The organism is Stenotrophomonas sp. (assembly GCF_032099025.1).
Taxonomy (GTDB): Bacteria; Pseudomonadota; Gammaproteobacteria; order Xanthomonadales; family Xanthomonadaceae; genus Stenotrophomonas.
This window is the reverse complement of the sequence record NZ_DAMCID010000001.1, coordinates 497703-522370: the sequence shown is the minus strand read 5'-3', so window position 1 is coordinate 522370 and position 24668 is coordinate 497703. Positions and strand designations below refer to the sequence as shown.

General features: G+C 67.3%; 20 protein-coding genes and 1 pseudogene. 5 read left to right on the top strand and 16 right to left on the bottom strand.

The window, feature by feature from the left end:
- The 14 genes and pseudogenes from RT456_RS02245 to RT456_RS02180 form a co-directional block, all read right to left on the bottom strand.
- Nucleotides 1–328, bottom strand: a pseudogene (locus RT456_RS02245) (flagellin); the annotation flags it as partial.
- A 192-nt stretch (nucleotides 329–520) separates the two neighbouring features.
- Complete coding sequence (locus RT456_RS02240) at nucleotides 521–1693, bottom strand: flagellin (protein ID WP_313341876.1); 1173 nt, start codon at nucleotides 1691–1693, stop codon at nucleotides 521–523.
- Nucleotides 1694–1940: 247 nt separating this feature from the next.
- On the bottom strand, nucleotides 1941–3146 hold the full coding sequence (gene flgL / locus RT456_RS02235; protein ID WP_313341873.1) for a flagellar hook-associated protein FlgL: 1206 nt from the start codon (nucleotides 3144–3146) through the stop codon (nucleotides 1941–1943).
- Complete coding sequence (gene flgK / locus RT456_RS02230) at nucleotides 3143–5020, bottom strand: flagellar hook-associated protein FlgK (RefSeq protein ID WP_313341871.1); 1878 nt, start codon at nucleotides 5018–5020, stop codon at nucleotides 3143–3145. Before flgK ends, flgL begins: the two co-directional genes overlap by 4 nt.
- An 8-nt stretch (nucleotides 5021–5028) precedes the next feature.
- On the bottom strand, nucleotides 5029–6252 hold the full coding sequence (gene flgJ / locus RT456_RS02225; RefSeq protein ID WP_313341869.1) for a flagellar assembly peptidoglycan hydrolase FlgJ: 1224 nt from the start codon (nucleotides 6250–6252) through the stop codon (nucleotides 5029–5031).
- Entirely contained in the window at nucleotides 6252–7310 is a 1059-nt protein-coding gene (locus tag RT456_RS02220; RefSeq protein WP_313341866.1) for a flagellar basal body P-ring protein FlgI, read from the bottom strand. The genes flgJ and RT456_RS02220 overlap by 1 nt, the downstream gene beginning before the upstream one ends.
- 85 nt (nucleotides 7311–7395) lie before the next feature.
- A complete protein-coding gene (gene flgH / locus RT456_RS02215; protein WP_313341863.1) occupies nucleotides 7396–8088 on the bottom strand; it encodes a flagellar basal body L-ring protein FlgH in 693 nt (230 codons plus the stop codon).
- A 22-nt stretch (nucleotides 8089–8110) separates the two neighbouring features.
- Entirely contained in the window at nucleotides 8111–8896 is a 786-nt protein-coding gene (flgG, locus tag RT456_RS02210) for a flagellar basal-body rod protein FlgG (RefSeq protein ID WP_313341861.1), read from the bottom strand.
- A gap of 105 nt (nucleotides 8897–9001) precedes the next feature.
- Nucleotides 9002–9754: a flagellar basal body rod protein FlgF gene (locus RT456_RS02205; protein ID WP_313341859.1), complete on the bottom strand. Its 753-nt coding sequence runs from the start codon at nucleotides 9752–9754 to the stop codon at nucleotides 9002–9004.
- 32 nt (nucleotides 9755–9786) lie between these two features.
- Nucleotides 9787–11010: a flagellar hook protein FlgE gene (gene flgE / locus RT456_RS02200; protein WP_313341857.1), complete on the bottom strand. Its 1224-nt coding sequence runs from the start codon at nucleotides 11008–11010 to the stop codon at nucleotides 9787–9789.
- 31 nt (nucleotides 11011–11041) lie between these two features.
- Nucleotides 11042–11722 (bottom strand): flagellar hook capping FlgD N-terminal domain-containing protein, encoded by a 681-nt coding sequence (locus RT456_RS02195; protein ID WP_313341854.1) that lies wholly within the window; start codon nucleotides 11720–11722, stop codon nucleotides 11042–11044.
- Nucleotides 11723–11748: 26 nt separating this feature from the next.
- Nucleotides 11749–12156, bottom strand: a complete 408-nt coding sequence (flgC, locus tag RT456_RS02190) for a flagellar basal body rod protein FlgC (protein ID WP_214903342.1) — start codon at nucleotides 12154–12156, stop codon at nucleotides 11749–11751.
- 3 nt (nucleotides 12157–12159) lie between these two features.
- Entirely contained in the window at nucleotides 12160–12555 is a 396-nt protein-coding gene (flgB, locus tag RT456_RS02185; RefSeq protein WP_313341848.1) for a flagellar basal body rod protein FlgB, read from the bottom strand.
- Nucleotides 12556–13015: 460 nt separating this feature from the next.
- Nucleotides 13016–13966: a chemotaxis protein gene (locus RT456_RS02180; RefSeq protein ID WP_313341845.1), complete on the bottom strand. Its 951-nt coding sequence runs from the start codon at nucleotides 13964–13966 to the stop codon at nucleotides 13016–13018.
- A gap of 116 nt (nucleotides 13967–14082) precedes the next feature.
- On the opposite strand from RT456_RS02180, the gene flgA reads away from it, so the two are divergent.
- The 4 genes from flgA (at nucleotide 14083) to RT456_RS02160 (ending at nucleotide 16768) form a co-directional block, all read left to right on the top strand.
- Nucleotides 14083–14739, top strand: a complete 657-nt coding sequence (flgA, locus tag RT456_RS02175) for a flagellar basal body P-ring formation chaperone FlgA (RefSeq protein ID WP_313341923.1) — start codon at nucleotides 14083–14085, stop codon at nucleotides 14737–14739.
- Between the two features lie 88 nt (nucleotides 14740–14827).
- A complete protein-coding gene (flgM, locus tag RT456_RS02170; RefSeq protein WP_313341842.1) occupies nucleotides 14828–15130 on the top strand; it encodes a flagellar biosynthesis anti-sigma factor FlgM in 303 nt (100 codons plus the stop codon).
- Nucleotides 15127–15465, top strand: coding sequence for a flagellar protein FlgN (locus RT456_RS02165; protein ID WP_313341839.1), 339 nt, complete (start codon nucleotides 15127–15129; stop codon nucleotides 15463–15465). The genes flgM and RT456_RS02165 overlap by 4 nt, the downstream gene beginning before the upstream one ends.
- Nucleotides 15466–15544: 79 nt before the next feature.
- On the top strand, nucleotides 15545–16768 hold the full coding sequence (locus RT456_RS02160; RefSeq protein ID WP_313341837.1) for an ATP-binding protein: 1224 nt from the start codon (nucleotides 15545–15547) through the stop codon (nucleotides 16766–16768).
- Between the two features lie 453 nt (nucleotides 16769–17221).
- Here the strand turns inward: RT456_RS02160 and RT456_RS02155 are convergent, their stop codons facing one another.
- Nucleotides 17222–18979, bottom strand: coding sequence for an EAL domain-containing protein (locus RT456_RS02155; RefSeq protein WP_313341834.1), 1758 nt, complete (start codon nucleotides 18977–18979; stop codon nucleotides 17222–17224).
- Nucleotides 18980–18982: 3 nt separating this feature from the next.
- Complete coding sequence (locus RT456_RS02150; RefSeq protein ID WP_313341831.1) at nucleotides 18983–21079, bottom strand: PAS domain S-box protein; 2097 nt, start codon at nucleotides 21077–21079, stop codon at nucleotides 18983–18985.
- Nucleotides 21080–21223: 144 nt separating this feature from the next.
- Between RT456_RS02150 and RT456_RS02145 the strand changes: the two genes are divergently transcribed.
- On the top strand, nucleotides 21224–24028 hold the full coding sequence (locus tag RT456_RS02145; protein WP_313341828.1) for an EAL domain-containing protein: 2805 nt from the start codon (nucleotides 21224–21226) through the stop codon (nucleotides 24026–24028).
- Nucleotides 24029–24668 lie beyond the last annotated feature (640 nt).

Here is a 24668-nt window from a genome sequence, read left to right as displayed (position 1 = left end):
CGCGGTCGCTGTCGGAGTTGGTGGCGTTGGCCGACTGCACCGACAGTTCACGGATGCGCTGCAGGTTGTTGCCGATTTCAACCATCGCGCCTTCGGCGGTCTGGGCCAGCGAGATGCCGTCGTTGGCGTTGCGCACGGCAACGTCCAGGCCGCGGATCTGGGTGCTGAAGCGCTCGGAGATGGCCAGTCCGGCGGCATCGTCCTTGGCGCTGTTGATGCGCAGGCCCGAGGACAGGCGCTGGATGGTGGTAGCCAGGCTGGAACCGCTGGTCGACAGATTGCGCTGTGCGTTCAGCGACATCACATTGGTGTTGATGACTTGTGCCATTTCCGTGCTCCTGGGTACGAAGGTGATGCGGTTTGGTTGGGGTGCCTCGGGGGAGGCAGTGGGCGATGTGCCCTGGTTGAAATCATTAACGACACCCCGGCGGGAACCTTTAGGCCCGGACGTGCGTTTTTTCGTTTGTCAACAAAAAACCCCGCTTTCGCGGGGTTCTTCGTTACACACCCACCGCAGGCATCAACCCTGCAGGAGGCTCATCACGCTCGACGGCGACTGGTTGGCCTGGGCCAGCATCGCGGTGCCGGCCTGCTGCAGGATCTGCGTGCGGGTCAGTTCGGCGGTTTCCTTGGCGTAGTCGGTGTCGCGGATACGGCTGCGCGACGCGGACAGGTTTTCCGAGGTCGTGTTCAGGTTGGCGATGGTGGAGGTGAAGCGGTTCTGGATCGCACCCATGTCGGCGCGCGAGGAGTTCACCGACTTCAGGGCATCGTCAACGATCGACAGTGCCTTCTGCGCACCGGCCACCGAGGAGATGTCCACGCCGCTGACGGTGTCACGGGCGTCGGCATCAGCGTCGGCCAGGCCGGCCATGGCCATGGTCAGGCCGGCGGCGTCAGTGGTGGCGGCAGTGAACTCGAAATCCTTGCCCGACTTCAGCGAGGTCAGTTCCAGCTTGCCATCCTTGTCCAGCGAGGCATACACGCCGCTCTGGTCCATCTTGTCGTTGATCGCGTTGACCAGCTTCTTGCTGACGTCGGCGGCCTTGTCGCCCACGGCGACGTCCACGGCATCAATGGCGATGCCGTTGATTTCCATGTCGCTGACGGTGCCCTTGGCGGTAGCGGTGCCGGTGATCGGCGCAGCGGTCGAGGTCTGCTTGGCGGCGTACAGGCCATTGCCCAGCTCCGAGGTGCTGGCGTTGACGATGCTGTTGATGCCGATGGTCTGGCCCGAATCGGCGCCGATCTGGAACAGGGCGCCGGAGAACGAGCCGTCCAGCAGCTTGGTGCCGTTGAAGTTGGTCTGGCGGGAGACGCGGTCGATTTCCGAGGTCAGCTGCTTGACTTCGGCATTCAGCGCCTCGCGGTCGCTGTCGGAGTTGGTCGCATTGGCCGACTGCACCGACAGCTCACGGATACGCTGCAGGTTGTTGCCGATTTCGACCATCGCGCCTTCGGCGGTCTGCGCCAGCGAAATGCCGTCGTTGGCATTGCGCACGGCCACGTCCAGGCCGCGGATCTGGGTGCTGAAGCGTTCGGAGATGGCCAGGCCGGCCGCGTCGTCCTTGGCGCTGTTGATGCGCAGGCCCGAGGACAGGCGCTGGATCGTGGTGGCCAGGCTGGAACCGCTGGTCGACAGATTGCGCTGAGCGTTCAGCGACATCACGTTGGTATTGATTACTTGTGCCATTTATCTCTTTCCTGTGGGCAAGTTCCGGCCACGGCGTGCACCCGGAGTTGACGCAGAGACCGCATCCGTGGCGGATGCAGCTGTTGCAGGAGAGATAACGGCGGTAATGCCGGAGGCTTGAGAAAAAAACGCGGAAAACATCACCCGGTGGGGGTGATGGTCGGGGGTTGCGCGCATCCGGAACGGCTCCGGAATGCGCGCAACAGCCTGCAATGCGGGGCGTTCGACGCCCGGCGTACGCGCTATGTCAGCGGATGGCGTTGAACAACGACATCTGCTGCATCTGGGTGAAAATGGTCTGCGCGGCCTGCAGGGAGATCTGCTCGAGCTGGTACTGGCCGATGGCTTCGGCGTAGTCCAGGTCGCGCATCGCGGACAATGTGGTCTTCAGGGTGACGCCGTTGGCATCGCGCAGCGCGCCGGCATCGTCGATGGCCTTCAACTGGGCACCGCCGGCCGCACGCGCGTCGATGAACTTCTCCGAGGCGCGGGCGACGTCGCGGATGCCGGACTGCAGGATGTTCTGCTGGCGGGCCACGGACGTCGGGTCGTCGGCGGCGTTGTCGAGGGCGGTGATCATGCCGTCGAGCGTGGCAAAGATGTCGCGTGCGTCGGCCGTGCCGATGCCGAAGCTGTCGCCGGTCTTGGGTTCGCCCTCGATCCGCATGGAAACGCCGGCGAAGGTGATGTCATCGCCGGCCTTGAACACACCGGTCTTGACCACCGTATTGCTGGCATCCACCACTTCGTAGGCATCCGTGCCGGTGAAGCGCAGGGTGTAGCTGGCGCCGTCCCAGTTGCCCGAGGCCGGGTCGCGGCCGAAGGTGGTGAGCACGCCGGTGCCGGTGTTGGTGGTGGCGGCGCTGCCGTCCAGGGTGCCGTCGCCGGTGCGGATGCGCAGGAAGATCTCGCTGCCGGGCAGGGCGTCCTTGACGAAGGTGTCCGGTGCCACTTCCACCTGGCGCTGGGTCTGGTCGCCGTTGTAGGTGACCACGCCATTGCTGAGCTTGAACGGCGCATCGGCGTCGTCAGTGCCGCCGAACAGGTAACGGCCGGTGCCGTCGGTGCTGTTGGCCAGCGACAGCAGGCCGTCACGCACGCTTTTCAGCTCGGAGGCGATCGACTTCAGGTCGGCCGCGGACAGGGCCGGGTTGTTGGCCTGGATGGTCAGCTCGGTGATGTGGGCCATCATGTCGCCGGCCTGGGCCAACGCGTTTTCCTGCAGGCCCAGACGGTTCTGCACCACGTCGCCATTGCGGGCGAAGCGGTCCAGCTCGGCCACGGCGCGGTCCAGCCCCACGGCGGTACCGGCCGCGACCGGGTCGTCCTTGGCGCTCACCAGCTTCTTGCCCGTGGCCAGCTGCTGTTCGAGGTGGTTCATCTTGCTCTGCTTGGCCATCATCATCGAGATGGACTGGTTGAACATCATCCCGGTCGAGATTCGGTTGTTCATCGCGAAACGGCTCCGAGGATGGTCTGGAACATGGTGTCGGCAGTGGAGATCAGCTGCGACGCGGCCTGGTAGGCCTGCTGCAGCTTGAGCATGTCGGCGGCTTCCTCGTCGAGGTTCACCCCGGACACCGAGTCGCGCGAGGCCTGCGCCTGGTCGGTGATGACCTGCTGGGCCTGCAGCGAGTAGTCGGCCCCACGCGCGGCCGAGCCGACCAGGGTGGTCAGGCCGCCCAGTGCGCCGTTGAGGGTGACGGTACCGGCGTTGAAGGTCTTGGCGTCCTCCACCTTCGCCAGCAGCAGGGCATTGGTGTTGTCGCTGGAGCCGGCCGGGGTGGGGCTGATGTTGAAGCTGTCGCCGAGCTTGGGCGCACCATCCAGCACGAAGCTCCAGCCGTTGGCGCTGATGGTCTGGCCGGCCGTGTAGGTGAACGGCCCGGTGCCATCGACGGTGTACTCGGTGGCGCTGGTGAACACGATCGCGGCCGGATTGCGCAGGTTCGCATTGGCGTAGTCGGTCACCGCCACGCCGCTGACCTTGCCGGTGCCGGTGTTGGTGAGACCGGCGGCGGCCTTGACGGGAGCGGCGGCGGCGATGCGCGAGGTGTCGGTGATGGCCACTGCCAGCGTGCCGGCCACGCCGGCGGTCGGCTGCAGCAGGAAGCGGTCGTTCTGCGCCGGGGCGCCGGACATCACCAGCGACACGCCGTTGAGGACCAGCGGATCGGCCGCGGTGCCGGTGCCGGTCATCGGCACCGCAGCGCCGGTATCGGCACGGGTCGCCTGCCAGGTGCCGGCGTCGAACTTGAGCACGATGTTCTGGCCATCCAGCTTGGACAGGTCGCCGAAGCTGGCGCTGAAGCTGGCCGACCCGGTGTTGCCGGTATTGCCGGTCACGCGCGGGCTGCCGTAGCTGAAGAAGTCCGCGCCCATGTTGCCGTACAGATCAACGCCCTGGTGATGGGTCTCGTTGAAGCTGCTGGCCAGGCCCACGGCGAGCTTGCCCAGCTCGGCCTGGGTCGGGGTGAGCACGGTGGTGCGGAATTCGAGCAGGCCGCCGATCTGGCCGCCCAGGCTCTTCGGGTCCAGGGTGATCTTCTGGCCCTGGGTTTCCATCGCCAGCTGCAGCCGTTCGGGCTGGTAGGGGTCGGTGACGGTGGTGACCTTGCTGGCGGTGGTGCCCACCACCACGGCCTGGCCGCCGGCGGTATAGACGTTCATGAAGCCGCCGTCCTGGATCACCGCGGTGCCGCCGGTGTAGCCGATCAGGTTGGCCACCAGCTGGTCGCGGCGGTCAAGCAGGTCGGGCGCGGCAGTATTCGCGTTGCTGCCGATGGCGCCGTTGAGCTGGGCGATCTCGGCCGCCAGGCGGTTCACTTCCGAGGCGCCGGCGATCAGGCCGTTGTTGACCTCGCCGTTGAGCGTGTTGAGGCTTTCATTGAGCTGCTTGAAGCGGCTGGCCAGCGTGCCGGCGTTGTCGAGCAGGTTCTGCCGGTCGGCGGTGCCCGAGGCGTTGGACGACAGGCCGCTGACCGAATCGAAGAAGTTCGACCACACGCCCGATACATTGGTGGCGGTATCGGAGAACAGCGAATCCACGCGATCGGCCAGGGTGGACAGCTGCTTCAGGCGTGCCAGTTCGCCGCTGCTGTCGAGCAGGCGCGAAATCGCCAGCTGGTCGGCCACGCGGCGCACGTCGGTGATGCGGGTGCCGTTGCCGATGTCGCCATACCCCAGGTTCTGTGGGGTGGCGGTGGCGAAGTCCACCTTCTGCCGGCTGTAGCCGGGCGTATTGATGTTGGCGACGTTATGGCTGGTGGTCGCCAGGGCCCGCTGGAAGGCGAGCAGGGCGCTGGTGCCGGTGGAAAGTACGGACATGGGTTACCTCAACGACGGATTGCCCCCAGCCCGGCAGGGCTGGCGGTGCTGGCAAAAGTGCGTCCCAGGCGCTGGCTGGCATCGCCCACGGCGGCGATAGCGCGCTCGATGGTCGGGCCGCCGGCGATCGCGGCGATCTTGGCCGCGTAGCTGGGGTCGGTGGCGTAGCCGGCTTTCTGCAGGCCCTGCGCGAAGCCGCGGACATCGCCGCCGGCCTGCAGCGCGTTCTGATAGCGCGGGCTGTTCTTGAGCAGCTTCACATAGTCGGCAAAGCTGTCGCTGACCGAGGTGTAGGCGCGGAAGCTGGCGGTTTCGTTGCGGCGCACGCCATCGACGTACTCATGGGTGCCGGTGGTGGCGCGCTCGCCGCTCCAGCCGCTGGCCTTGATCCCGAACAGGTTGTGCGAGCTGCCGCCGCCATTGCGCTGGATGAGCTTGCGGCCCCAGCCGGTTTCCAGTGCGGCCTGGGCGACCAGCGCTTTGGCGTCCACACCCAGTTCGCGTGCGGCCTGCTGGGCGTGGCCCCAGATGCTGGCCACGAACCCTTCCGGGGTGTGCGGGCCGAGCTGGGCGGCGGCGGTGCTGCCGGCCAGCGTGTCCACCGCGGTCGGTGCCGCGGCGGAGGCGGTGGCGCCCACCTCCCGCCAGCGGTCATCGGCCATGGCCCAGTTCTGCGTGGACGGATCGGCGGCGGGCAGGGCACCGTAGGGATCGCTGCGGCCGATCGCCTCGTGCATCTGGCTGCTTTCGCGGCCGGCGATCAGGTCCAGCGCGCGTTCCATCGGCTGCAGGACGGCCGCGGGTTCACCGCCGCCCAGCTGCTGCAGCAGGTCCACTTCGCTCGGCGCGGCCGCCGGTGCGCTGCCGGTGGGCAGTGCGATCGGCGCTGCGGCCGGGGCATTGAGCCGGTAGGCACGCAGCGCGGCCGCCGGGTTGAGGCTGGTGTCGGTGGGCTTGGCGGTCTCGCCGTCGCCGCCGCCGAGCTGGCGCGAGATCATCACCGACAGACCCAGGCCGCGGCCACGGGTCATGGCTTCAGCGATCTTCTGGTCGTACATGTCGCGGAACATCGTGTTTTCGCCGGGCATGAGCGAGTCGCCGAAGCTGGCATCACGCATGCTCTTGACCAGCATCTGCGCGAACTGGCCTTCCAGCTGGCGCGCCACCTTGTCGACCTTGGCCGGGCTGTTGGCCTGGGCAGGGTTGAGCTCCAGGGACGGTTGGATGCGCATCAGATCACCTCGAGTTCGGCACTCAGCGCGCCGGCCTGCTTGAGGGCTTCCAGGATCGCGATCAGATCGCCCGGGGCCGCGCCGACCGCGTTTACCGCATGCACGATCTCGTCCAGCGTGGTGCCGCCGGTGAACTTGAACATGCGGCTGCCGTCGTTGGTGGCGGTGATGGTCGACTGCGGACTGGCCACGGTCTGCCCACCCGCAAACGCGTTGGGCTGGCTGACATTGGTGTTCTCGTTGATGGTCACCGTCAGCGAGCCATGCGAGATGGCGGCAGCGCCCACCCGCACCTGCGAGCCGATGACCACGGTGCCGGTACGTGCATTGACGACCACCTTGGCCGGCGCGGTGCCGGGGGTGAGTTCGAGGTTTTCGATGCGGGCCAGCAGGCCGATGCGGGCGCCGGGGTCGTTGGGCGACTGCACCGCCACCGTCACGCCGTCCACGGCGCGCGCCGCGCCTTCGCCGAATGCGCTGTTCAGTGCCGTCACCATCCGCGACACCGTGGTGAAGTCGTTCTTGTGCAGGTTCAGGGTGATTTCGCCGCCGGCGCTGAACACGTCGGGCAGGGCGCGCTCGACGGTGGCGCCGCCGGGAATGCGGCCCACGCTGGGCACGTTCACCGACACGCGCGAGCCGTCCTTGCCCTGCACGCCGAAGCCGCCGACCACCAGGTTGCCCTGGGCGATGGCGTAGACCTGGCCGTCGGCACCGCGCAGGGGCGCCATCAGCAGCGAACCGCCGCGCAGCGATACCGCGTTGCCGATGGAGGAGACGGTGATGTCGATCGGCTGGCCCGGCTTGGCGAACGGCGGCAGCTCGGCATGGATCGCCACGGCGGCCACATTCTTCAGCTGCGGGTTGACGTTGGCCGGCACGTTCACGCCCAGCTCGCCGAGCAGGTTCTTCAGGCTCTGTACGGTGAAGGGCGCCTGGCTGGTGCGGTCGCCGCTGCCATCCAGGCCCACCACCAGGCCGTAGCCGACCAGCGCGTTGCCGCGCACGCCGCCGACCTGGGCCAGGTCCTTGATGCGCTCTGCCGAAGCCGAAGACATGCAGAGCAGGGATGTAGCAATGACGTAGATCCACGCCCTGCGTGGATTCGCGGAAATCATCGAAAAAATGCTCTTCATATCAGCCTCAGAACGGCGTCAGCGCCGAGTTGAAGAAGCGGCTCAACCAGCCCATGGCATTGGACTGGGCGACGGGACCGCGGCCGCCGTAGACGATGCGTGCATCGGCCACGCGGCTGGAAGGAATGGTGTTGTCGGGGAAGATGTCCGCGGCGCGCACGATGCCCTGCACCTGCACCAGCTCGTCGCCCTGGTTCAGGCGCAGGTTCTTGGCGCCCTGCACGACCAGGTTGCCGTTGGGGAGGCGCTGCATCACCGTGACGGTCACGCTGCCCTGCAGGCGGTTGCTCTGCGCGCTGGTGCCCTTGCCGGTGAAGTCGCGGGTGCCGGCGGCGCTGGCACTGAGGATGTCCTTGCCGCCCAGCGTGACCGGTGCACCGAAGATGGTCGGCGAGCCGATGCTCACTTCCGATTCCTTGTTGGTGCTGGTGTTGGCGGTGGTCTGCGCGGTGGTGGATTCGGTCAGCGTGATGGTGAGCAGGTCACCCACATCGCGTGCGCGGCGGTCCGAGTACAGCTGCAGGCCGGGGCCGGCGGCGTAGATGGCACCGGCCGTGGCTGGCGCGCTCGGCGCAACCACGGGGACGATGGGCGCCATGGCCGGGTAGGGGCGCACGTCGCCAGCAATCACGCAGCCGCCGAGCAGGGCGATCACGGCACTGGCGAGCAGCAGGCGGAGGGTAGGGCGCAGAGGCGACATGGCAGGTTCCCGGTTCGGCCGATCAGACGTTGTTGTTGAGGTAGCCGAGCATGGAGTCGGTGGTGGAGATGGCCTTGGCGTTCATTTCGTAGGCGCGCTGGGTTTCGATCATCGACACCAGCTCTTCGACCACGTTGACGTTGCTGCCTTCCAGCGCGCCCTGCACCACGCTGCCCAGGCCGTTGAGGCCGGGGTTGCCGTTCTGGGCCGGGCCCGACGCAGTGGTTTCCAGGAACAGGTTCTCGCCGCGTGCCTGCAGGCCTGCCGGATTGACGAAGTCGGTCAGGGTCAGTGCGCCGATCTCGACCGACGCGGCGTCGTCGGCCATCTTCACGCTGATGGTGCCGTCGGTGCCGATGGTGAGCGACTGCGCGCCTTCCGGAATCTGGATGCCCGGCTGTACCGGGTAGCCGCTGTTGGTAACCAGCTCGCCATCCTGGTTGCGCTGGAAGGAACCGTCGCGGGTGTAGGCCGACGAACCGTCGGGCATCTGCACTTCGAAGAAGCCGCGGCCGTTGACCATCACGTCCAGGGCGCGACCGGTCTGCTGCTGGCTGCCCTGTTCGAAATTCTTGGAGGTCGCCACCACGCGCACGCCGGTACCCAACTGCAGGCCGCTGGGCAGCTGCGTCTGCGCCGACGAGGAACCGCCGGGCTGGCGCACCTGCTGGTACAGCAGGTCTTCGAAGCTGGCACGGTCCTGCTTGAAGCCGGTGGTGTTGGTGTTGGCGAGGTTGTTGGACACCACCGACATGCGCGTCTGCTGCGCATCCAGTCCGGTCTTTGCGATCCACAATGCCTGGTTCATGGCGTTGTTCCTGTATTGGTGCGGGTGGCCACCTGGCGGGGCCGTTGTCTTGGCTCATGCATGGCGCGTGCCAGAACCGCGCCGGAATTACGTCGCGGCCCCGGATCAGCTGCCCAGGCGCAGCAGGGAATTGGCGCTGCGGGCGTTTTCGTCGCCGTGCTTGATCACCTTCACCTGCATTTCGTACTGGCGCTGCAGCTGGATCATCTGCACCAGCGCCCCGGCGGCGTCCACGTTGCTTCCTTCCAGCTGGCCGCTTTCAAGCGACTTGCCCTGGGCCTGCACGAAGGGCTGCTGCGGATCGGTGTTGCGCATCAGGCCGTCCAGCCCGCGTTCCAGCCGCGCATCCTCGGCCTGCACCACGCGGATGCGGCCGATCACGGCCATGGTCTGCGGACCTTCGCCCTGCGGGATGATCGAGATGGTGCCGTCATTGCCGATGTCCATGGCCTGGTGCGGCGGCACCGCGATCGGGGCGCCGTTCTCGTCCAGCACCGGATGGCCGCCGGCGGTGACCAGCTGGCCATTGGGCGTGATCGAGAGCGATGCGCCGCGGGTGTAGGCTTCACCGCCACCGGTCGGCGCCTGCACCGCCAGCCAGTTGCCGGCCTGCAGCGACAGATCCAGCGCGTTGCCGGTGATGTGCTGCGCGCCCATGCGCCGGTTGAAGCCGGCGTCGACGTGCAGGGCATCCACGCGCGAGGCGTAGCCGGTGCCCTTGATCGGGAAGGCCTCGGTATTGGCGAGGGCTTCCTTGAATCCGGGGGTATCGGTGTTGGCCAGGTTGTGCGACAGCGTGCCCTGCGCCTGCAGGGAGGCGCGTGCACCGGTCATCGCGACGTAGAGAGCCTTGTCCATCGTTGTGTTCCCGTGCTGCGGTCAGTGGCTCATCAACGGATGTTGATGATGGTCTGCGTGATCTGGTCCATCGTGGAGACCATCTGCGAGTTGGCCTGGAAGTTGCGCTGCGCGGTGATCATGTTGACCAGCTGCTCGGTCAGGTCGACGGTGGACGCTTCCAGCGAACCGGCCTGCACCTTGCCCAGGTTGGAGCTGTCCGGCGCACCGGTACGCGGGGTGCCGGAGCTGAAGGTTTCCACCCACAGGTTGTTGCCCTTGGCTTCCAGGCCCTGGGAGTTGTTGAAGGTGGTCAGTGCGACCTGGCCCAGCGGCTTGTCGTCGCCGTTGGTGTAGCGCGCGTAGACCACGCCTTCTTCGGACACGGTGATTTCATTGAGCTTGCCGGCAGCGTAGCCGTCCTGCTGGGTGTTGCGCAGGGCGAACTTCTCGCCGTACTGGGTGGAGCCCGTGACATCCAGGGTCATCGCCAGGGTGCCGGCGCCGGTGGTCGGGGTGAACGGGTCCATGACGATCTGGCCGTTGGCCGGGGCGGTGAGGGCGCCGGCGTCGTTGAAGGTCAGGGTGGAGGGCGTGCCTACCGCCTGGCCGTCGACATAGTTGTGGACCTGCCACTCGTTGGCGGTGGCGGTCTTGACGAAGTACGAGGTCTGGGTGTGGCTCACGCCCAGCGAGTCATACACGGTGATGCCGCCGGTGGACTGGTTGTAGCTGTTGGAATCGGTCGGGTCGAATGTCGCCAGCGTCGGCTGCTTGGCGTTGGCCGGCAGGGTGAACGCCACGTTGACCTTGCCGGTCTGCTTGGGCGGGCTGTCGGTGGTGAGCAGCTGCAGGTCGGTGAGGCGGCCGCTGTCGAAGCTGGTGCCGTCGGCGTTCGGCGCGAACACCTGCAGGCGCGCGCCCTGCGGGTTGGTCACGTAACCGGCCTGGTCGGTCTGGAAGTTGCCGGCGCGCGAGTATACGCGGGCACCGTTCATGCTCATGGTGAAGAAGCCCTCACCGGAGATGGCCATGTCCAGGCTGCGCCCGGTCTGCTCGTTGTTGCCCTGCGAGAACTGCTGGGCGACGTTGCTCAGGCGCACGCCCGAGCCGATGGCGTTCTTGGACAGGCCGTAGCTGGTGGCCGAGAACAGGTCGGCGAACTCGGCGCGCGATTCCTTGAAGCCGGTGGTGTTGACGTTGGCGATGTTGTTCGCGGTGACGTTCAGGTCGGCATTGGCGGCATTGATGCCGGACAGCGAGATGTTGAAGCCCATGGGGTTCTCCTTGGATGCGTGACGAAGTGACTCAGCTGACGCGCAGCACGTAGTCGATCGGGGCCGTGCCCAGGCCCTTGAGGTTGAGGTACAGGCCATCGGAACCGACGGTGACGCTTTCCACCGGGGCTTCGACGTAGGTGTTGATCTTGGTCTGGGCACCGGCGCTGTCGGTGTGGGTGGCGGCGATGGTGTAGCTGCCGGCGGCCATGCGGTTGCCGCTGGCATCCTTGCCGTCCCAGTTGAAGGTGACTTCGCCGGCTTCCTTGGCCTCGACGTTGAGCTGGGTGACCTTGACCCCGTTGGCATCGGTGATGTCGACGGTGACGTAGCCGGCGCCGGGCGCGGCGACCATGCCGGTGGTATCGCCCTCGGCTTCCAGCTGCCACTTGGTCGAGGGCACCAGCACGTCGTGACCCACCAGCGCGGCACCGCGCAGGACCTGGTCGCTGGACATGGATTCCTGGAAGCCCTTGACCGTGGTGTTGAGGTCGTTGATGCCCTGCACCTGGGACAGCTGCGCCATCTGCGCGACCATCTGGGTGTTGTCCATCGGCTTGAGCGGATCCTGGTGCTGCAGCTGCTCGGTCATCAGGCGCAGGAAATCGGCCTGGTCCAGGGTGTCCTTCTTCTTGGTGGTATCGCTGTTGGGCGCGTTCAGGCCCAAGGCGCTGTAGATGTCGGTGCTGCCGACGCCGCTGGTGGTGCTCATGACGGTATGTCCTGGGGAATGAGGGGTCAGCGACCCATGGTCAGGGTGGCCAGCGCCAGTTCCTTGGCGGTGGTGAGCATCTCCACGCCGGCCTGGTAATTGCGCGAGGTCGAAATGAGGTTGACCATCTGCGCGACCGGGTCCACGTCGGGCTGGTAGATGTAGCCGTCGCCGTCGGCCAGCGGATGGCCGGGCTCGTAGCGCTTGATCGGCGCGGCGTTGCTCTGGCTGATTTCCTTGACCTGGACGGTGGTGATGTTCGGGTCGGTGCGGCTGGTGACCGACTGGAAGATGGGCTCCAGCGGCTTGTACACGGCGTCGGCGGAGCCGGCGATGGTGTCGGCGTTGGACAGGTTGGAGGCCAGGGTGCTCATGCGCACGGACTGGGCCTGCAGCGCGGAGCCGGCAATATCGAAAATGGGCAGGTTGCTCATGGCTTATTGCCCCGTGATCGCGGTGAGCATGGAGCGCACCTTGGATTCGACGAAGCTCAGCGAGGCGCGGTATTCCAGCGCGGCGCGGCCATAGGCGGCCCGCTCGGCATCGGGATCGACGGTATTGCCGTCGATGCTCGGCTGCACGCCTTCCTTCGTGATCTGGAACGGGTTGAGCCCGCCGCCAATGGCGTAGTGCTGCTCACTGGTGGTCTTCATCAGGCCATTGCTGTCGGCCCCCTGGGCATTGCGCAGGGCGGCATCGAAGTCCAGGTCCTGGGCCTTGTACCCGGGGGTGTCGGCATTGCTCAGGTTGCTGGCAATCAGCTTCATCCGCTGCTCGCGCAACGGCATGGCCTGGGCATGGACACCCAGATAGTCGGAAATCAGGTTGGGCATGGCGCACTCCCACGGGACGATGTGTGGGGTGGTGCAAGGGCTGTGCCAGAAGCGAGCGCGTGCGCCCTGAGGGCGTAGATCCACGCCCTGCGTGGATGCTCTTCGTTACGGGGTCATGAACGCCTGATGGGCGACTTCGGCCGTCTCTAAACGCCGGACCGACGGCGGGCAGCCGTTGCCGCGTCGGCTTCGGACGCGTGTGCCGCGCGTCGCGCGGTGTCCACGCAACAGAATCATGCCCCGCAGACGCGGTTTGTCCCGGGCGCGTGGCGACGCGTTCATGGAAATGGCGCACGCCGGTCATGCGGCGCGGCGTGGACCTACGAATTGTTACGTGCGCAGGACGATCACGTAATCAAAAGCGGCCCCCAGCCCGGTCGGCGTGGGGCGTGGGGGTGGGGCGTAGATCCACGCCCTGCGTGGATGCTCTTGGCGCAGGACCGTGGATGCCTCTGGGGGGTCACGCCGCCTGCGCGACCTTCCGCAGCCGCTCCAGCACGAAATCGGCCAGTTCGTGGGGCGAATACTTGGCCACGAAGGCATTCGCACCCACCCGCTCGACCATGGCGTTGTTGAAGACGCCCGAGAGGGAGGTGTGCAGCAGCACGTACAGGCCGGCCAGGCCCGGGTGGCGGCGGATTTCCGTCGTCAGGGTGTAGCCGTCCATGGCCGGCATCTCGATGTCCGAGATGACCATGGCGTAACGCTCGGCCGGGTTTTCGCCGGCGGCGTGGATCTGCAGCAGGTGGTCCAGCGCCTGCTTGCCGTCCGAGAGCAGGGTCGCGCCCACCCCCAGCTGGTCCAGCACGCTGCGGATCTGCTGGCGGGCGACCCGCGAGTCGTCCACCACCAGCACCTGCAGCTGCGGGGCATCGCTGACCAGCGACAGCGCCATCGACGGGTCCAGCACCGCTTCGCCACGGACCTGGGCGATGTCGGCCAGCACGCTTTCCACGTCGATCACCTGGATCAGCTCGCCCTGGAAGCGGGTCACCGCGGTCAGGTAGCTCGACTCGGCACCCAGTTCCGGCGGCGGGTGGATGTCTTCCACCGCGATGTTGACGATGCGTTCGACCCCGCTCACCAGGAAGCCCTGGATCGACCGGTTGAACTCGGTCACCACCAGATAGCCCGGGGCCTTGTCGGCGTCGGGCTCACGTTCGGGGTGTCCAATGGCCAGGCCCAGGTCCAGTACCGGGACCGAGCGGCCCCGTACGTCGGCCACGCCGGCGAACTGGCTGGGCAGGCCCGGCACCTGGAACAGGTCTGGTCGGCGCAGGACTTCCTGCACCTTGAACACATTGACGCCAAAAAGCTGACGTCCGCCGAGGCGGAACAACAGCAGGGCGAGGCGGTTGTGGCCAGCCAGGCGCGTGCGCTGGTCGATGCGGTTGAGCAGGTCATGTGACATGGGGGTGGTATCGGCGCCGTCGGCGATCACTTGAGGGCCGCGCTGCCCGCCGGCTTCGGCACACCGCTTGCATGACGCTGCGCATGTGCCATGCCCCCGGAGCCGCCATGCGTATCCTGTTTATTGCCACCGCCCTAATCGCCGCGGTCGCGCTTGCGTCGCCGCCTGCCCAGGCGGCCGGCAGCTGGCAGCCCGTGGACAGCATCCGCACGGCGGCGCTGTCGACCCTGCCGGCTGGCAGCGAAGGCGACACCACCCTGGATTCGGCCCTGCGCCTGCCTGCGTGTGGCCAGGCGCTGCGCGCGCAGCCCACCGGTACCAGCACCGTCGAGGTGAGCTGCCCCGATGCCGGCGGCTGGCGCCTGTTCGTGCCGGTCAAGGTGCGCCGCAACCAGACCGTGCTCATCCTCAACCGCGGCGTTGCCGCTGGAGAAACGCTGGGGGTGGCCGATATCACCACCGCACAGCGCGACGTGGCCCGGATCGCCGGTGCCGCCCTGGCCGATCCGGCGGCGGCGGTCGGCCGGGTCGCCCGCCGTACCCTGAGCGCCGGCAGCCTGCTGTCGGCCAACGACCTGGTCGCCCAGCGGCTGGTCCGGCGGGGCGACAGTGTGGCGCTGGTCTCCCGTTTCGGCGGGGTGGAGGTCCGGGTGGCGGGCAAGGCCCTGGCTGACGCCGGTGAAAATGAACGCGTTTCGGTAGAGAATCTGTCGTCACGCAAGATAGTGCAGGGTACGGTGGCGGCCAGTGGCGACGTTTTTGTGACGCGCTGACCAAAATCACCCAAACCGCCCAAAAGACCCTAAAGATGGCGGTCCCCGTGCCGTTATCCCTTGTGAACCGCAACTCCAGGACAGACCCATGAGCCAGAAAATCGACGGCAACCTGCAGGCTACCGCCCATCTGCGCAGCATTGCGCCGGGGACCAAGCCCAGCGTCGGCACCGATGCCCCGGCGCGCCCCGTGGAAGCTGCCGACAGCCTCCGGCTGACCGGCGAAGCCACCAGCCTGCAGGCCCTGCAGCGCGAACTGAGCACGGCCCCGGCGATCGACGCCGGCCGCGTACAGGCCGTGCGCGAGTCGTTGCAGAACGGCACCTACAAGATCAACCCGGACGCGATCGCCTCGCGCATGCTTGAGCTGGACCAGCAGCTGCAGGGATGAAACTGGCGATGAGCGAGCCATTGCAGCGCCTCAGCGAGGCCTTGGACGTGGAACGCCAGGCCTTGGTCGAGCACGACGTGCAGGCCCTGATCCGCGCCACCGGTGCCAAGCTCGACGCGCTGCGTGCGCTGGAAGCCACGCTGCCGGTGGGGCAGAACGAGCGCCTGCAGGAGCTGGCCGAACGCAACCGCGCCAACGGCGTGCTGCTGGCGCGCCGCCGCCGCGAGGTCAACTGGGCATTGCGCCAGCTGGGTCGCAGCGAAGAGGCCTCGGCGTACGACGCCAAGGGCCAGTCCAACACCCTGCACACGCGGCGTCCGCTGGCCGTTGCCTGAGTCGGGCAGGGCGCCTGCGGCGCCCGTCTCTTTCCAACACGGATATAGTGGGCGTCCTGTTTGACTGCCCGATGTGACCGTGACCGTGTCTACCACCCTTGTCACCGCACCGCTGCCGCCGCAGCCCGTCCTGCTCGCCCTGTTCGAGCGGATCAACGAAGGCGTGCTCCTGTTCCGCGAAGACGGCAGCGTGGCCGTGGCCAATGCCGCCGTGCGCGAGATGCTCGGCCAGGCCGAGCGCGATGCCCAGGTGGATGCGGCGCAATGGCTGCGCCAGATGCTGCCGCCCGACGCGCTTGAACACGCGCGCCAGCACGGCCACTGGAACGGCAGCCTGCCGGTCGGCGAGCGCATGGTCATCGCCCATATCTACCAGCACGACGATGCCGGCCAGCGCCATTACCTGGCCCTGTTCCGCCGCATCGAAGGCCAGGAAGACTATGAGCGTGAGCTGCAGCAGCGCCATGCCGAGCTGCGCCAGGCCTACCTGCGCCTCAACGGCACGCAGGAAAAGCTGCTGCAGTCGGAGAAGATGGCCTCCATCGGCCAGCTGGCCGCCGGCGTGGCGCACGAGATCAACAACCCGATCGGCTACGTGCACTCCAACCTGGGCAGCCTGCAGGAGTACCTGCGCAGCCTGTTCACCGTGATCGAGGCCTACGAGCGGGCGCTGCGCGCACCGGATCCGAAGGCGCTGATCCCCGAGATCGACGACATCCGCAACCGTTTCGACATCGACTTCATCAGCCGCGACCTGCCGCAGCTGATGGCGGAGTCGCGCGAGGGCATCGAGCGGGTGACCCGCATCGTGCGCGACCTGAAGGACTTCTCGTACTCCGGTCGCGACGAATCGTGGAAGCTGGTGGACCTGCATTCGGGCCTGGAATCCACGATCAACATCATCTGGAACGAGCTCAAGTACAAGGTGACCCTGCACCGCGAGTTCGGCCAGCTGCCGCTGGTGGAGTGCCTGCCGTCCGAGCTCAACCAGGTCTACATGAACCTGCTGCTCAACGCAGGCCACGCCATTGCCGAACGCGGCACCATCACGGTGAGCACCGGCGTGGATGGCGACTACGTCTGGGTGGAATTCGAAGACACCGGCGGCGGCATTTCGCCGGAGCTGCGCCAGCGCATCTTCGATCCGTTCTTCACCACCAAGCCGGTCGGCAGCGGCACCGGCCTGGGCCTGTCGATCTCCTACAGCATCATCAACAAGCACCACGGCCGCATCGACCTGGACAGCACGCCGGGCGTAGGCTCGAAATTCCGCCTGGTGCTGCCGATCAAGCAGCCGCGCTGACCTTCGCGATGGCGTGATTGCGTGTTGTGCGGTGACGCCGGGCGTTGCCCGGCTGTTGATGGTTTCGGGCGGACAGCCGTTTGGCCGCGCATGGTCTGAGCTGGGCCGGCGGGTGCGGGTTTGCGGGACACGCCGTAAACCCATCCATGGGGGCTTGTAGAAAACATCCATGTTTTCTACAGTCCCGCAAACCCACCCCCGCCGACCCTTCGACAGTTGGCTGGTGGCCAAGGAAACGACAGGCACGCCCCAAGCGTGTTTGCTTTTCCACACCGCACACGACCATGTATGGGGGGCGGCCGGCGGGTAGCCCCCGTAGGGACTGTCAAAAACATGGATGTTTTTGACAAGCCTCCATGGATGGATTCACGGCGTGTCCCGGAGGGGGCTGCCCGCCGGCCGCCCCTGCACGTAGCAGCGAATAGCTGCCTTTCGACGTAAGCCGTAATCCGACTATTCGCCCTCAGGCGCCGACATCGCCGCCGGTTGCGCCGTGTTCGCGCGGCGTTGCTCTTCGTGCGTGCGGAACGCCTGGTGGATGTGCTTGCGCAGCTCGTCGTCGTTCCACGGCTTGGTCAGGAAGCGGTAGATCGCGCCGCGGTTGATGGCGTCGGTGACCGTGTTGAGGTCGGTGTAGCCCGACAGCACCAGGCGGATCGTGTCCGGGTAGAGCATCTTCACCCGGCCCAGGAATTCCGTGCCGCTCATGTCGCTCATGCGCTGGTCGGACAGGATCACCTGCACATCGTTGATCGCCAGCAGGTCGAAGGCATCGCGCACGTTGCCTGCCGCCAGGATACGGTAGCCGTCGCGACGGAACAGGCGGACCAGCGAGCGCAGCACGTTCTCCTCATCGTCCAGCAGCAGCAGCGTGCGGTCCGGGCGTGTCTCCGCGAACGCCTCCGGGCGCAGGTAGCGCCGACGCAGCGTCATCCCCGCCGCATCGGCCGACATCGGCTCGCCGAACAGGTAGCCCTGGAACACATCGCAGTCGTTGCGGCGCAGGAAGCCCAGCTGCGCCTGCGACTCCACCCCGTTGGCGATCACCGTCATGCCCAGCTGGTGGCCCATCGCGATGATCGCGCGCGCGATCGCGGCCTCGCGGTTGCCCGCCGGGGCGCTCTTGATGAAACTGCGGTCGATCTTCAGCTTGTCCACCGGGTAGCGGACCAGCGCGCTCAGACTGGAATCGCCCGTGCCGAAGTTGTCCAGGCTCAGGCTGATGCCTTCGTTGCGCAGGTTCACCAGCGTCTCGTGGACGAAGTTGACGTTGTTGGTCAGCGCGCTCTCGTTGATTTCCAGCGTCAGCATCTGCGCCGGCACGCCTGCCGTCTGCATCAACGCCATCACCTCGGCGAAGAAATTCGGGCGCAGCAACTGCAGGGTGGAGACGTTCACCGCGATCGTGAAGTCGTCGAAACCCTGGTCGCGCCACAGCCGTGCCTGCTTCAGCGCACCCTCCAGCACCCACGTGCCGATCTGCACGATGATGCCCAGCCGCTCGGCCGTGCGCATGAAGCGCTCCGGCACCAGCATGCCCAGCGTGGGCGACTGCCAGCGCAGCAGCGCCTCCATGCCCACCACGTGGCCATCGCGGGCGCTCACCAGCGGCTGGTAGCGCAGCTTCAGTTCGCCATTGGGAATGGCGTCGACGATCTGCCGCGCGATGATGCTCTCGCTGTGCGCGCTCGACGGGGTGTTCACCGCGTGGATGCGCACCGCATTGCCGCCTTCGCGCGCCGCCTGGTACAGCGCGTCCTCCGCGTGGTCGAGCAGCCGCGAGGTCTCCGTGGCGTGTTCCGGGCACAGGCTCACGCCCAGCTTGCCGGTCATGAACAAGGTGTACGGCAGCACCGACAGCGGCAGCTCCAGCTGCTGGCGGATCTCTTCGGCCAGGTCATCGGGCAGCGGCAGGTCCGGCGTGCGCGGCACCGCCAGCAGGAATTCGTCGCTGCCATGCCGCCACAGCTTGCCGCGCCCGCGCAGGTGGTGCTGCAGGCGCTGGGCCACCAGCACCAGCGCCTGGTCGCCGACTTCGGCGCTCATGTTTTCGTTTACCGACGCGAAGTGGTCGATGTCCACGTGCATCAGCATCAGCGGGGTGCCGCCCGAGGCGGCCTCGTTGACCATGGCCTGCAGTTCCGGATTGCCCGCGCCCAGGCGGGGCGGTGCGTCCTCGATGCTGACCAGGGGCAGGGAAGGGTTCCACATGACTCAATGTTCCAGGGTGTCGGAGGTGGCCGTACCGTCGATGCGGTACGGCAGGTACAGATCGACCAGGGTGCCTGCACCATGCGCCGATTCAATCTTGAGGGTGCCGCCCACGCTCTGCGCGCGCTCGCGCATCACGATCAGGCCCAGCCCGCGCGGGCCGTCCGGGTCGAACCCTTCGCCGTCATCGCGCACCTGCAGGTGCAGGCCGTGGTCGTCCACGTCGTGCAGCTTCAGGCTGACCTGGCTGGAGCGCGCGTGGCGCAGCACATTGGTCAGGCTTTCCTGCGCGATGCGGAAACAGGCCTGCTCGATGTCGCCCTGCGGGCGCCGCGGCAGCGGCTGGATGTCGGCCAGCAGCTCGATCGACGCCGAACGGAACAGCATGCCGGCCTGCCAGCGCAGCGCGGCTTCCAGTCCCAGTGCGTCCAACTGCGGCGGGCGCAGCAGGGTGGAGATGTCGCGCAGCTTGCCGACGGTGGCGTCAGCGAGCTGGATGATCTGCTCCAGGTCCTCGCCACGCCGACGCTCGTCGGCTTCGTCCTGGGCGGCGTAGGCGGACAGCTTCATTGCGGTGATGGCCTGCCCGATGTCGTCGTGCAGGTCGCGCGAGATGGCGCGGCGCTCGTCCTCCTGCAGCGAGAACAGCCGCCCGGCCATGGCCTGCAGCTCGCGGTTGCTGGTTTCCAGCGCTTCGCGGATGCGTTCGGGCTCGCTCAGGTCACGCACGATCAGCAGCTTGCAGTTGCGCCCGCCGTAGCGCACGTCGCCCACCGCCAGGCCGGCCTGGAAGCACTGGCCGTCGAGCCGGCGCATGCCGATCACCTCGCTGCCGCCGGTGGTGGGCAGCGGAATGGGCGCGAACAGCTGCGCGCGTACCCGCGCCAGGTCCTGCGCCACCACCAGCGCGGCCAGCGGCTCGCCCAGCAGGGTGTGCTGGCCGTAGCCGAACTGCGCGGCCGCGCAGGCGTTGGCGTACAGCACGTGTTCGTCCGACAGGATCACCACGCCGTCGGGGAGTACCCGCACCAGTTCGCGGAACTGTTCCTCGCGTTCGCGCAGCAGGCGGCGCGACTGCTCGCGTTCGGTCACATCCTGCAGCGTGCCCAGTACCCGCGGGCGGCCGGCGTCGTCGGTGCCGCTCTCCGCGCGCAGGTGCACCATCAGGGCGCGCCCGTCCATCGCCAGCAGTGGCAGCAGCACATCGATCTGCACCTGCTCGCCGCCCATGTCCTGCAACAGCTGCTCGCTCAGTGCGGCCGTGGCGGGGTCGGCAGGTACCAGCAGCTCTTCGAAGCGATGCCAGCGTCGCGCCTCCGGCGGGCGTCGGCCCAGCAGGTGGTAGACCTGGTTGGAATAGCGTCCCAGGCCGGTGGCCGGGTCCACTTCCCAGGCGCCGATGCGGGCCATCTCGTGGGCTTCCTCCACCCGGGTCAGGGCCTGGTCGCGGCGGCGCAGGGCCTGGTCCTCACGGGTGCGGTCGATGGCGATCAACAGCCGTGCCGGGCGGCCGTCGTAGTCGAGGTAGTTGCTGCGCATTTCGATGCGGCGCGGGCTGCCGTCCTTGAGCAGCAGGTCGGCGGTGATCACGCACAGCTGATCGGGCTGGGCACGGATCTGTTCCAGCTTGGCGGCCAGCGCCGCCTCGTCGCCGGGCGGCCACAGCGCGGTCATCTGCATCGCCGTGAACGCCTCGCGGGTCCAGCCGAACAGGCTGCAGGCGGCCGGGTTCACATCCAGGATCTCCAGGCTGTCCAGGTCGTAGACCAGGATCGGGCCGGGATTGCCTTCGAACAGTTGCCGGAGGCGCTGCTCGGACTGCTCCAGCTGCGCATGGGTGTGCAGGACGTGATGGGCCAGCGGGCGCAGCAGCAGGTAGATCAGCGCGCCGCTGGTGATGACGAAGAACGCCCCCTTGGCGGTCTGCCAGCGTGCCGCCGTGGACAGGTCCGTGGCCATGATCTGCACCGCCGCGTCGCTGCACAGGATCCACACCAGGGCCAGCAGCAGGTAGCCGACCACCACGCGCCAGCGGTCGCGGCGCAGGGCCTTGGCGAGCGGGCGTTCGTCGGTGGGCGGGCCAGGCGGGGCGACAGGCATGGGGGCGACGGAATCCGGGTCGGCTGGGCGGTCCATAGTAGTGGCTGTGCGCCCCCCTGGCGCACGCGGGACTCAACTATCGCTCGCCGCCGCCGCTAACGATTGCGTTCCCGGGCGTCGGGTGCGTTATCGGAGTCTTACCGCGTGGACCAAGGGATTATCGCGAGTCTGCTGCAGCACCCCCTGGCGTCGGCCCTGGTGATCCTGGACCGAAACGGACGCCCGCTGGCCGCCAATCCCGCCGCGCGCGAGCATGGCCTGCCCGCCACCGTGGCCGCCTACGGTGAAGTGCTGGAAGACCTGCGCCTGCTGGCCGCCGATGGTGGGCTGGTCCCCTGCCAGCTGCCGGGCGGCCCGCGCGGCCGGTTCGACGGCTGGATGCGCGCGGTGCATGACCCCGATGGCCACCTGCTGGGCTTCACCCTGAGCATTCCCGAACCGGTGGCCGCCTACGCGGGCAGTCGCTGGGAGCTGGCGCTGGACCACGCCGGGCACGGTCTGTGGGACTGGGACCTGCCCAGCGACGCGGTGACCCGCTCGCGGCGTTGGGATGACGCGCCGACCGCGCATGACGAATACGCCGCCGCCGATGCGGGTGGGGCGCTGCTGGCCCCGGTGCATCCGGATGACCAGCCTGCCGTGCGTGCCGCGCTTGACGCGCACCTGCGCGGCGAAGGCGAGGTCTACACGGCGCAGTACCGCCTCCGCCACCCCGACGGCGACTGGCGCTGGGTGCTGGACCGCGGCCGGGTGGTGGCGCGGACGGTGGATGGCCAGCCGCTGCGCATGGTTGGGACGCATACCGACATCCAGGCACAGAAACAGATGGAAGCCCTGCTGCTGGAGCAGCAGGTGCACCTGCGAGAAGCACAGCGCATCGCCAGCATGGGCAGTTGGTCGTGGGACCCGCACAACCGCCAGTTCTGGTGGTCGCCGGAGTTCCGCAGCCTGCTGGAGGTCGGTGACGACCCGCTGACCGGGCGGCGGCGCTGGTTGCGCCGGCTCGAGCCGCGCTCGCGCAGCCTGCTTCGGCACGCCTGGCGGCGCATGCTGCGCGACGGCACCCCCGCCACGCTGGAGCTGGAGCTGCCGCGGGAGGGCGAGGGCTCCCTGCACATGCGCCTGTGGATGCAGCCGCTGCTGGGCCCCGACGGGCGCATCCAGCGCCTGCTTGGCCAGGTGCAGAACATCACCGAACAACACCAGACCGATGCGCTGATCCGCTGGCGCACCGAGCTGCTCAACCGGGTCTCCGCGCTGGGCCGCATCGGCGGCTGCGAGATCGAGGTGGCCACCCGCAACATGCAGTGGACCGAGGAGTGCTACCGCATCCATGGGCTGCGCAAGGAGCCCATCAGCCTGGATCAGGCGCTGGCCCTGTACACCCAGGACTCGCGCAACGCGTTCGAAGCGGCGTTGGCACGGATCGCCAATGGCGGCCTGCCCGAGCAGCTGGACCTGTGTTTCTATCGCCAGTCCGGGCTGCGCATCTGGGTGCAGGTGCTGATCGAGCTGGACCACCGCGATGGCCTGCCCACGCGCTTCGTGGTGCTGTTCCGTGACATCACCCGCGAACGCGAGGCCAACGAGCGCATCGAGCTGCTGGCCCACTACGACCTGCTTACCGGGCTGCCCAACCGCATGCTGCTGCGCGAGCAGACCGCCGATGCCATCGAAGTGGCGCGCGACCGCGGCGCCCCGCTGGCGATGCTGTTCATCGACCTGGACGGCTTCAAGACCATCAACGACACCTTCGGCCACGCCACCGGCGATGCCCTGTTGAAGGCCGCGGCCTCGCGCCTCCATCAGAACCTGCGCAACGCCGATCTGTTCGGGCGGTTCAGTGGCGACGAGTTCATCGTGGTGCTGCGCGACCTGGCCGATCCGGAAGATGCGGGCCATGTGGCGCGCAAGCTGATCGCGTCGCTGGCCGAGCCGCTGCAGCGTGGCGATACCACGCTCAAGGTGGGCGCCAGTGTCGGTATCGCAATGCTGGATGAAGGCCGGAACGATTTCGATTCCCTGTTGCGCGCCGCCGATGCGGCGATGTACGCGGCCAAGGAAGCAGGGCGCAACACCTACCAGTACTACAGCCAGGACGCCTTGCTGCGCATCCAGCGCAAGCTGGAAATCGAGCACGCCCTGCTGGGCGCGATCGAGCGCGAGGAGTTCACCCTGGCCTACCAGCCGCTGCTGCACGCCACCCACGACCAGCCACCGGCCATCGAGGCCCTGCTGCGCTGGCACCGGCCCGGCATCGGCTACTGCAGCCCGGCCGAGTTCATCCCCATTGCCGAGAAATGCGGCGAAATCGTCCGTATTGGCGATTGGGTGCTCAATGAGGCGTGCCGCCAGGCGGCGGCGTGGGACAAGGCCGGGCTGCAGTTCGACCGCGTGGCGGTGAATGTCTCGGCCGTGCAGCTGCGTGACCGCGGCTTCGCCGAACGGGTGATCGACACCTGCCATGCCCATGGCTGGTCACCGCAGCGGCTGGAACTGGAACTCACCGAGTCGGCGTTGATCCGTGACACCGACGTGCTCCGGCATTGCTTCGACGTGCTGGAACGGCACGGGGTGCCGCTGGCGGTGGATGACTTCGGCACTGGCTTCTCCAACCTGCATTACCTTAACCGCTTCCCGGTAGGCCGCCTGAAGATCGACCGCAGCTTCGTGCAGGGCATGCTCCACGACGCCGGCACCGCCGAGGTCACCCAGGCGATCGTCCACCTGGGCCACGCGCTGGGCATGAAGGTCGTGGCCGAGGGTGTGGAGACCGAGCAGGAAGAAGCGATGCTGCGCCGGCAGGGCTGCGACGAGATCCAGGGCTACCTGTATTCCAGGCCGCTGACGCCGCGCGATCTGGCGCAATGGTTGAAGAGCGGGGTGCAGGGGCAACAGCAGTTGCTGGCAAGGGCGCTGGATCCTGCGCGGATTCTGGCGGCTCCGTAACCCAAACGCGCGCGGTCATCCGCTCTAAATCTGCCTGGGCACGTACAAATTCCGTAGGTCCACGCCGCGCCGCATGGCCGGTGGGCGCCATTTCGATGAGCGCGTCGCCACGCGCCCGGGACCGTCCGCCGCAACGGGGCATGATTCTCGCGTGGACACCGCGCGACGCGCGGCACAAGCATCCGAAGCCCGTCAAACACGGCTCGCGATCATGCATCCGGGTGTATACCCAACCGAAGACGCGCGTCAGGTGTTCATGACGCCGGAACGGAGAGGGCGCCGGGCAGAGCCCGGCGCTACGGGTGGCTTCGGCACGTCTAAACGTCGGCAGGTGGGTCGCGAGCCGTGATCGAGCGGCTTCGGGCGCTTGTGCCGCGCTGCGCGCGGTCTCCACGCAGGGCGTGGATCTACGGAATTGTTACGTCACGTTCGGAGATTCGGGTAGGTCACCGAGAATTGTCACGTCACGTTCGGAGATTCGGGTAGGTCGCCGAGAATTGTCACGTCACGTTCGGAGATTCGGGTAGGTCACCGAGAATTGTTACGTCACGTTCGTAGATTCGGGTAGGTCACCGAGAATTGTCACACGTTCGGAGATTCGGGTAGGTCACCGAGAATTGTCACGTCACGTTCGGAGATT

What these genes read in the sequence shown, in the direction of transcription:
- RT456_RS02240 (WP_313341876.1), bottom strand. Translation starts at nt 1,693, where the DNA reads ATGGCACAAGTAATCAATACCAACGTGATGTCGCTGAACGCTCAGCGC.
- flgL (WP_313341873.1), bottom strand. Translation starts at nt 3,146, where the DNA reads ATGAACAACCGAATCTCGACCGGGATGATGTTCAACCAGTCCATCTCG.
- flgK (WP_313341871.1), bottom strand. Translation starts at nt 5,020, where the DNA reads ATGTCCGTACTTTCCACCGGCACCAGCGCCCTGCTCGCCTTCCAGCGG.
- flgJ (WP_313341869.1), bottom strand. Translation starts at nt 6,252, where the DNA reads ATGCGCATCCAACCGTCCCTGGAGCTCAACCCTGCCCAGGCCAACAGC.
- RT456_RS02220 (WP_313341866.1), bottom strand. Translation starts at nt 7,310, where the DNA reads ATGTCTTCGGCTTCGGCAGAGCGCATCAAGGACCTGGCCCAGGTCGGC.
- flgH (WP_313341863.1), bottom strand. Translation starts at nt 8,088, where the DNA reads ATGTCGCCTCTGCGCCCTACCCTCCGCCTGCTGCTCGCCAGTGCCGTG.
- flgG (WP_313341861.1), bottom strand. Translation starts at nt 8,896, where the DNA reads ATGAACCAGGCATTGTGGATCGCAAAGACCGGACTGGATGCGCAGCAG.
- RT456_RS02205 (WP_313341859.1), bottom strand. Translation starts at nt 9,754, where the DNA reads ATGGACAAGGCTCTCTACGTCGCGATGACCGGTGCACGCGCCTCCCTG.
- flgE (WP_313341857.1), bottom strand. Translation starts at nt 11,010, where the DNA reads ATGGGCTTCAACATCTCGCTGTCCGGCATCAATGCCGCCAATGCCGAC.
- RT456_RS02195 (WP_313341854.1), bottom strand. Translation starts at nt 11,722, where the DNA reads ATGAGCACCACCAGCGGCGTCGGCAGCACCGACATCTACAGCGCCTTG.
- flgC (WP_214903342.1), bottom strand. Translation starts at nt 12,156, where the DNA reads ATGAGCAACCTGCCCATTTTCGATATTGCCGGCTCCGCGCTGCAGGCC.
- flgB (WP_313341848.1), bottom strand. Translation starts at nt 12,555, where the DNA reads ATGCCCAACCTGATTTCCGACTATCTGGGTGTCCATGCCCAGGCCATG.
- RT456_RS02180 (WP_313341845.1), bottom strand. Translation starts at nt 13,966, where the DNA reads ATGTCACATGACCTGCTCAACCGCATCGACCAGCGCACGCGCCTGGCT.
- flgM (WP_313341842.1), top strand. Translation starts at nt 14,828, where the DNA reads ATGAGCCAGAAAATCGACGGCAACCTGCAGGCTACCGCCCATCTGCGC.
- RT456_RS02165 (WP_313341839.1), top strand. Translation starts at nt 15,127, where the DNA reads ATGAAACTGGCGATGAGCGAGCCATTGCAGCGCCTCAGCGAGGCCTTG.
- RT456_RS02155 (WP_313341834.1), bottom strand. Translation starts at nt 18,979, where the DNA reads ATGTGGAACCCTTCCCTGCCCCTGGTCAGCATCGAGGACGCACCGCCC.
- RT456_RS02150 (WP_313341831.1), bottom strand. Translation starts at nt 21,079, where the DNA reads ATGCCTGTCGCCCCGCCTGGCCCGCCCACCGACGAACGCCCGCTCGCC.